The following is a 7,019-nucleotide window of genomic DNA, read 5'->3' as shown; positions in this document are numbered from 1 at the left end:
TAATATCGAAACAATCAATCGATTACGGAACTTAACCATTCAATGTGGGCTCCTCAAGCTTGTATCCTAAGCCTCGTATCGTTTTAATGTAGACTGGCTTTTTCGTATTTGATTCAATTTTTTCACGCAAATGACTAATATGAACATCCACGATTCGTGTGTCACCCACAAATTCATAGTTCCAAACTGCATTTAACAGCTGATCACGTGTTAATACTCTTCCCTTATTGTTAGCCAAAAATAAAAGCAGCTCGAACTCTTTTGGCGTTAACTCTAATGGCTGCTTTCGAAAAAAAACCTCATAATTTTCCGGAAAAATTTCGACCTCACCAATTTTAATTGTGGGCTCTGAATCCGTTTTTTCCTCCATTGTATCTTTTGTATGTACGACTCTTCTTAAAATCGCCCGAACTCGAGCAACAACCTCTCTTGGACTAAATGGCTTTGTCATATAATCGTCAGCACCAAGCTCTAAACCAAGAACTTTATCAAATTCATCGTCTTTGGCCGTTAACATTAAGATCGGTGTAAGGATTTTGTTCTGCCTTAGCTGTTTGCAAACCTCTAGGCCATCTATCTCAGGTAGCATTAAATCAAGAATGACAAGGTCAAACGTCTCTGTCTTTGCTAAATGCAATGCAGCAGCCCCATCCATGGCTGTTACAACTTCGTATCCTGACTGTTCCAAATTAAACTGTAAAAGCGTTACAATTGATTCTTCATCATCAACGACTAGCAACCTTTGTGACATTTTTCATCCTCCATACTCTACTCAAAAATTTTCGAACCGGTTTCTCAAAATGCCATCCCAAAATTGTTTTTTCTTTATTATAACAAAAAGATGGATAGGAGTTAGCAAAAGGATAGAGTGCTCACTCATCCCTAGGTATTTATAAGGCTTGTTACCCTTTCACCTTAATTGTACAGCCACTATGTCTGATGGAACAAAGGTACCACTCCTTCTAAAAAAAGCACAAGCGCCTTGGTCAGCTGCGACAAGCGCTAAAAGCCTGCCAATATTTTTTACAGGCTGTAGCTACCTCAAGCGTATAGGCAGCTTTGACAGGTTATCCCTTTTTAATCTTAAAAAAAATCCCCCTGCTTTTGAACAAGCAGGGGGATTTTTCAGTCTTTATTCTTTCGGAAGAGCTTGCATGACATTACGAACAGAATCAACTGATTTTGCAAATGCAGCTTTCTCTTCTTCTGTTAGATCAAGCTCAATGATTTTTTCGATGCCATCTCCTCCAAGAATGGTAGGAACACCAACGTAAATGTCTTCATAGCCATATTCGCCTTCAAGGTAAGCGATCGTTGGAAGAACACGCTTTTTGTCTTTAATGATTGCTTCAACCATTTGTGTAAGAGAAGCAGCTGGAGCGTAATAAGCACTTCCGTTTCCAAGGAGACCAACGATTTCGCCGCCACCTTTACGCGTACGTTCAACAATTGCCTCGATGCGGTCTTGAGGGATTAACTTCTCAAGAGGCACACCACCAGCGAACGAGTAGCGAATTAATGGCACCATGTCATCACCATGTCCACCGAGAACAAAACCAGTAATGTCCTCAACCGATAGGTTTAATTCTTGCGCAACAAATGTACGGAAGCGTGCTGTGTCGAGTACGCCCGATTGACCAATGACACGATTTTTCGGGAACCCTGATTCCTTGTATACTGTGTACGTCATCGCATCAGCTGGATTTGTTAGCACGATGATATAGCAATTCGGTGAATACTTAACTACTTCCTTTGTCACTGCTTTCATAATTCCAGCGTTCGTATTCACAAGGTCATCACGGCTCATTCCAGGCTTACGTGCAATCCCAGCAGTAATGACAACGACATCAGAATCTTTTGTGTCTTCATAGCTAGAGGTACCTATGATGTTTGAATCGACCCCTTGAACAGGTGTAGATTCAAGCATGTCTAAAGCCTTCCCTTTTGTTGGGCCTTCCATTTGAGGAATATCAACAAGAACAACATCCCCAAGTTCTTTTTGAGCAACCATTAGTGCCGTTGTTGCTCCAGTAAAGCCGCCACCGATTACTGAAATTTTTCTACGCTTAATTGCCATCGATCGTCACTCCTATACTTAGTTCGTTAGACGATTTATTAAAGGTTTTTAATGAGTTCATCTGCAAATTCAGAGCACTTTACTTCAGTTGCTCCATCCATAAGGCGGGCAAAGTCATATGTGACAACTTTGCTTGCAATCGTCTTGTCCATTGAACTCATAATCATATCAGCAGCTTCAAACCAACCAAGGTGACGGAGCATTAATTCACCTGATAAAAGAACAGATGATGGGTTTACTTTATCAAGACCTGCATACTTTGGAGCTGTTCCATGAGTCGCTTCGAAAATAGCATGTCCAGTGTCGTAGTTAATGTTAGCACCAGGTGCGATACCGATTCCGCCAACTTGAGCAGCAAGGGCATCGGAAATGTAGTCTCCATTTAAATTCATTGTTGCTACAACATCAAATTCTTTCGGACGTGTTAAAATTTGTTGTAAGAAAATATCAGCAATTGAATCTTTCACAATAATCTTACCAGCAGCTTCCGCATCAGCTTGCGCCTTGTTTGCTGCGTCTTTTCCTTCACGCTCAACAATTTTGTCGTATTGTGCCCACGTGAATACTTTATCTCCGAACTCACGCTCAGCAAGCTCATAACCCCAGTTTTTGAAGGCACCTTCAGTAAATTTCATAATGTTGCCTTTGTGGACAAGGGTTACGCTCTTACGTCCTTCCGTAATCGCATATTGAATAGCTGCACGAACTAGTCGGTCTGTTCCTTCCTGAGAAACAGGCTTAATTCCAATACCAGATGTTTCAGGGAAACGAATTTTCTTCACACCCATTTCCTCACGTAAGAAAGTGACTAATTTCTTTACTTCATCTGTACCAGCTTGATATTCGATCCCTGCGTAAATATCTTCAGAGTTTTCACGGAAGATTACCATATCCGTATCTTCTGGACGTTTTACAGGAGAAGGAACACCTTGGAAATAACGAACTGGACGTAAGCAAGTATATAGGTCGAGCTCTTGACGAAGTGCAACGTTAAGTGAACGAATTCCTCCACCTACTGGCGTTGTTAAAGGTCCTTTAATGGCAATGATATATTCACGAATTGTTTCCAATGTCTCATCAGGTAACCAGCTACCTGTTTCGTTATAAGCCTTTTCACCTGCAAGAATTTCTTTCCATACAATTTTCTTCTCACCGTTATATGCCTTTTCAACAGCTGCGTCAAGAACACGAGATGCTGCTTTCCAAATGTCAGGCCCAATACCGTCACCTTCAATGTAAGGAATGACTGGATTATTCGGTACATCTAATACTCCATTATTAACTTTGATTACCTCTCCATTTGCCATGAAAACTACCTCCTAAAAATAATAATTCTTCTTCAGCTCTTCCTCTATGTACAAGGAGGATTAACCCTCTCTTGCTTTTTTGGTTCAAATATTACCTTTTGTCAATAGGGATGTAAGAGCGCTTATCAGGACCAACATATTCTGCACGTGGACGAATAAGACGGTTGTTGCTATATTGCTCTAAAATGTGAGCAAGCCAACCAGATACACGACTCACAGCAAAAATCGGTGTAAACAAGTCATGCTTGATGCCTAAGCTGTGGTATACGCTAGCTGAGTAAAAATCAACATTCGGCAATAAACCTTTTTCACCTGTCACTATTTCCTCAATCTTAACGGACATTTCATACCATTTTTTCTCACCAGTAATTTCCGTTAAACGCTTTGACATTTCACGAAGATGCTTGGCACGGGGGTCTCCATCCTTGTACACACGATGACCGAAGCCCATAATTTTTTCTTTGTTATCCAATGCTTTTCGAATATATGGCTCAACGTTATCAACATCGCCAATCTCCATTAACATCGCCATAACCGCTTCGTTTGCTCCACCATGTAAAGGTCCTTTTAATGCACCAATAGCAGCTGTAATTCCTGAATACACATCAGATAGCGTCGCCACACAGACACGTGCTGTAAAGGTTGAAGCGTTTAACTCATGGTCCGCATGTAACACAAGTGCCTTATTAAAAGCATTTACTGCAATATCATCAGGCTCTTTACCTGTTAGCATGTACAAGAAATTTGCCGCGAAACTTAAATCCTGACGAGGTGAAACAGGCTCTTTTCCTTCTCTAATACGAGAAAACGCTGTCACAATTGTTGGGATCTTCGCTTGAAGCTTAATCGCTTTGCGACGGTTTGCTTCTTCCTCCATTAGATCTGCTTCTTCATCAAACAAACCTAAGCTTGAAACAGCCGTTCGCACAGCAGCCATTGGGTGAACCTTATCCATTGGATATGATTTCATTTGCTCAATAATTTCTTGCGGAATTTCTGCATTGCGTGCCAAAGCTTCTGTTAAATCTTGGAGTTCATTCTCATTCGGAAGCTTACCGTTCCAAAGTAGATAGATGGTTTCTTCAAAGCTCGCATGATCAGCTAAGTCATCAATGTCATATCCTTGGTAGGTCAACACGCTATCAATGATAGAGCTCACGCTTGATGTTGTTGCTACAATACCTTCAAGACCACGAGTTGTACTCATTCAAACCTCTCCTTTTCCCTAAAATTCTTTGACTCTTTTTTGTAAGCGAAAATGCTTACATTTCCATGTAATAAATCGTTCGCTATGTAGGAAGGAAGTCAATCAACTCTCATTATAAACATTATTTAAACTTTTGTGAACGTTTCTGTGAAGTTTTCAGCTTCAACAGATATAAGTTGGAATAATTGGAGTTTTCAGATAATAAGTTAGGAGGTCAAAAAGATGAACGAACATACTTATTATGTCGCTCACCCTCCCATTGTTCCAAAAAACTGAACGATTCGCATGGCAAGGTACGCAATACCTGCTCCAATGACGGGCCCTACAGCGACACCATTAAAAAAGGCGACCGCAATGATCGTCCCTAACACGAGTGCCGTGGTAATATGCGGGTCATTTCTTAATAAATCAATACCAGTAGCCCCAATTAATGCAACAAGTATTCCGGAAGCAAGAGCAATCCATGCATAGGAAGAACGCGCCGCTTCACTTAGTTGCTTAAATCCAATTTCCCCAACGGCAATCGGTGTTAAAACGGCAACCGTCAATACGGTTACACCTAAATTTATCCCTTTATCTTGAATAAACGGAAATATTTTATCCCCTGCCCCAACAAATTTTATCACTAATAAAACAAGCACAGCGATCATGAGCGATTGATTTTTGGCAATCAGGGCAATTGCCAATAAGACGAGCATGAATATAGTAGCTTCTGAAATCAAATTAATTGCCCATCCTTCCTCCTTAGCAATTCTTGATTATCATATCATAATTTTGAACTTTTTGCCATCTAATCGCATATGTCCACTTATTAACATACAACCTTTTCTTTCAATTATTCACCTCTTCTACATAAACGCTCTTTCTTTGGCATATAGATGGTACAAGCTACGCATACAAAAGAAAGGGATTTTTAACATGAGTAAAACATCCGTTCAAGTTACCTTTCGAACCGCCTTTGTTATATTATGTACAGTCTTACTCATTGTAGGAGGTTACTATGTGGTAAGTGTAGCTTACCCCTTTCTTATCGGCTTCATCATTGCTTTTCTGCTTCATCCGTTTATCTGCTGGGTAGAAAAACAGCTACACCTTACACGACTCCCTGCTGTCCTACTAACACTTTTCTTACTATGTAGCATCGTTGGTGGGCTTGTGACACTTTTTATTGCTGAATTAATTGCAGGATCTAACTATCTTGCAAATGTTATACCTAATCATGTCATAAAAATTTCAATCGCTTTGGAGGAGCGCTTTACGACTTCAATCCTGCCATTTTTTGAAGAACTCCTTTATTTATTTCATACATTAGACTCTGAGCAGCAAAAGTCTGTGTATACGTATGCTCGTTCAATTACCACTGAATTAACAACAGCGATTTCTAACATCCTTCAACTGTTTTTACATGGTCTCTCAAATTTTTTTCTTACTCTACCGAATTTAGCTTCAGTCTTTCTTTTTTCTCTTCTGGCAACATTTTTTATTAGCAAAGATTGGTACCGACTATCTTCATTGTTTCGGTCCCTCATTCCAGCGAAAGTATCAAAAAGCTTTACCTATGTCCTTTATGATTTAAAACATGCGCTGTTCAGTTATGCTCGTACACAGATTTTCTTGATTCTATTGACGTCTCTTACGGTTCTAGTTGGTCTCTTTATTCTTGGTGTCCCCTACCCTTTTACCGTTGTGCTAATCATCGCCTTTGTCGATTTACTTCCCTACGTTGGAACAGGGCTTGTGTTCATTCCTTGGATTTTTTATGCTTTTTTTACGGATGAATCATCACTAGCGATTGGCCTCGCACTTTTGTATTTCATCATCCTCATTCAACGCCAGCTAGTGGAACCAAAAGTCCTTTCCAAAAACATGGGTCTCGATCCCTTCGTTACCTTAATCGTCCTGTTCGTTGGATTCAAGGTGTTTGGATTTGTAGGGCTTTTTATTGGACCAGCGATTCTCGTTTTCATTCAGGCCCTTTATCGCGTTCGTGTCTTCCATGATCTTTATCAATTCATTATCGCCCCCATTAAGAAAAGCGCAAGACGCCCTCCTAACGAAGACAAGCGCTGGAAACGCTGACTAATAAACGTTTTTTATGTTCAAAGTGCCCCCCGAGCCGCTAACCCCTATAGTTAATCAGCTTTTAAAGCTCTACGTTCTTATCTTTTGAAAAAAGCCGCTCGTCTTAACGAGCGGCTAACGTCTAGATATAAAAATAAATGAACCGTTTTGAATCATTCGATGAAACAGCTTTTGTAATAAAGCTTTTGCTGTACCTCTTGTTTGTGGAATCAGCATAAACAGTCCGATAATGTCAGTTAAAAACCCAGGCGCTAAAAGAAAAATGCCGCCAACGAGTATACAAATGCCATCAATGATTGCTTCACTTGGTATCTGGCCTTGCTGTGCTTGTAGCTGGGCTAAGCGA

At 40.3% G+C, this 7,019-nt stretch carries 7 protein-coding genes; 1 reads left to right on the top strand and 6 read right to left on the bottom strand.

All coding sequences use genetic code 11. From position 1 onward, the window contains the following. Positions 1-31: 31 nt before the first annotated feature. The 5 genes from BLT_RS0104475 to BLT_RS0104455 form a co-directional block, all read right to left on the bottom strand. Entirely contained in the window at positions 32-751 is a 720-nt protein-coding gene (locus tag BLT_RS0104475; protein WP_017726614.1) for a response regulator transcription factor, read from the bottom strand. A gap of 381 nt (positions 752-1,132) precedes the next feature. After that, the gene (mdh, locus tag BLT_RS0104470) at positions 1,133-2,077 is read right to left on the bottom strand and encodes a malate dehydrogenase (protein WP_017726613.1); all 945 of its coding nucleotides are present in this window, start codon (positions 2,075-2,077) and stop codon (positions 1,133-1,135) included. Positions 2,078-2,115: 38 nt separating this feature from the next. Further along, positions 2,116-3,384: an NADP-dependent isocitrate dehydrogenase gene (gene icd, locus BLT_RS0104465; protein WP_017726612.1), complete on the bottom strand. Its 1,269-nt coding sequence runs from the start codon at positions 3,382-3,384 to the stop codon at positions 2,116-2,118. 91 nt (positions 3,385-3,475) lie between these two features. Then, on the bottom strand, positions 3,476-4,591 hold the full coding sequence (gene citZ / locus BLT_RS0104460) for a citrate synthase (RefSeq protein ID WP_017726611.1): 1,116 nt from the start codon (positions 4,589-4,591) through the stop codon (positions 3,476-3,478). Positions 4,592-4,839: 248 nt separating this feature from the next. Then, positions 4,840-5,289, bottom strand: coding sequence for a DUF441 domain-containing protein (locus BLT_RS0104455; RefSeq protein WP_394295495.1), 450 nt, complete (start codon positions 5,287-5,289; stop codon positions 4,840-4,842). A gap of 220 nt (positions 5,290-5,509) precedes the next feature. Here BLT_RS0104455 and ytvI point away from each other — a divergent pair, with 220 nt between their 5' ends. Then, positions 5,510-6,670, top strand: coding sequence for a sporulation integral membrane protein YtvI (ytvI, locus tag BLT_RS21400; RefSeq protein WP_081599598.1), 1,161 nt, complete (start codon positions 5,510-5,512; stop codon positions 6,668-6,670). Positions 6,671-6,787: 117 nt separating this feature from the next. On the opposite strand, the gene BLT_RS0104445 is transcribed toward ytvI, so the two are convergent. Further along, a partial coding sequence (locus BLT_RS0104445; RefSeq protein WP_017726608.1) for an FxsA family protein occupies positions 6,788-7,019 on the bottom strand: 232 nt, incomplete at its 5' end.

It is taken from the genome of Halalkalibacterium ligniniphilum, assembly GCF_000334155.1.
In the GTDB taxonomy this organism is placed as follows: domain Bacteria; phylum Bacillota; class Bacilli; order Bacillales; family Bacillaceae_D; genus Halalkalibacterium; species Halalkalibacterium ligniniphilum.
The sequence above is the reverse complement of the archived record's forward strand: the minus strand, read 5'-3'. Positions and strand labels throughout refer to the sequence as shown.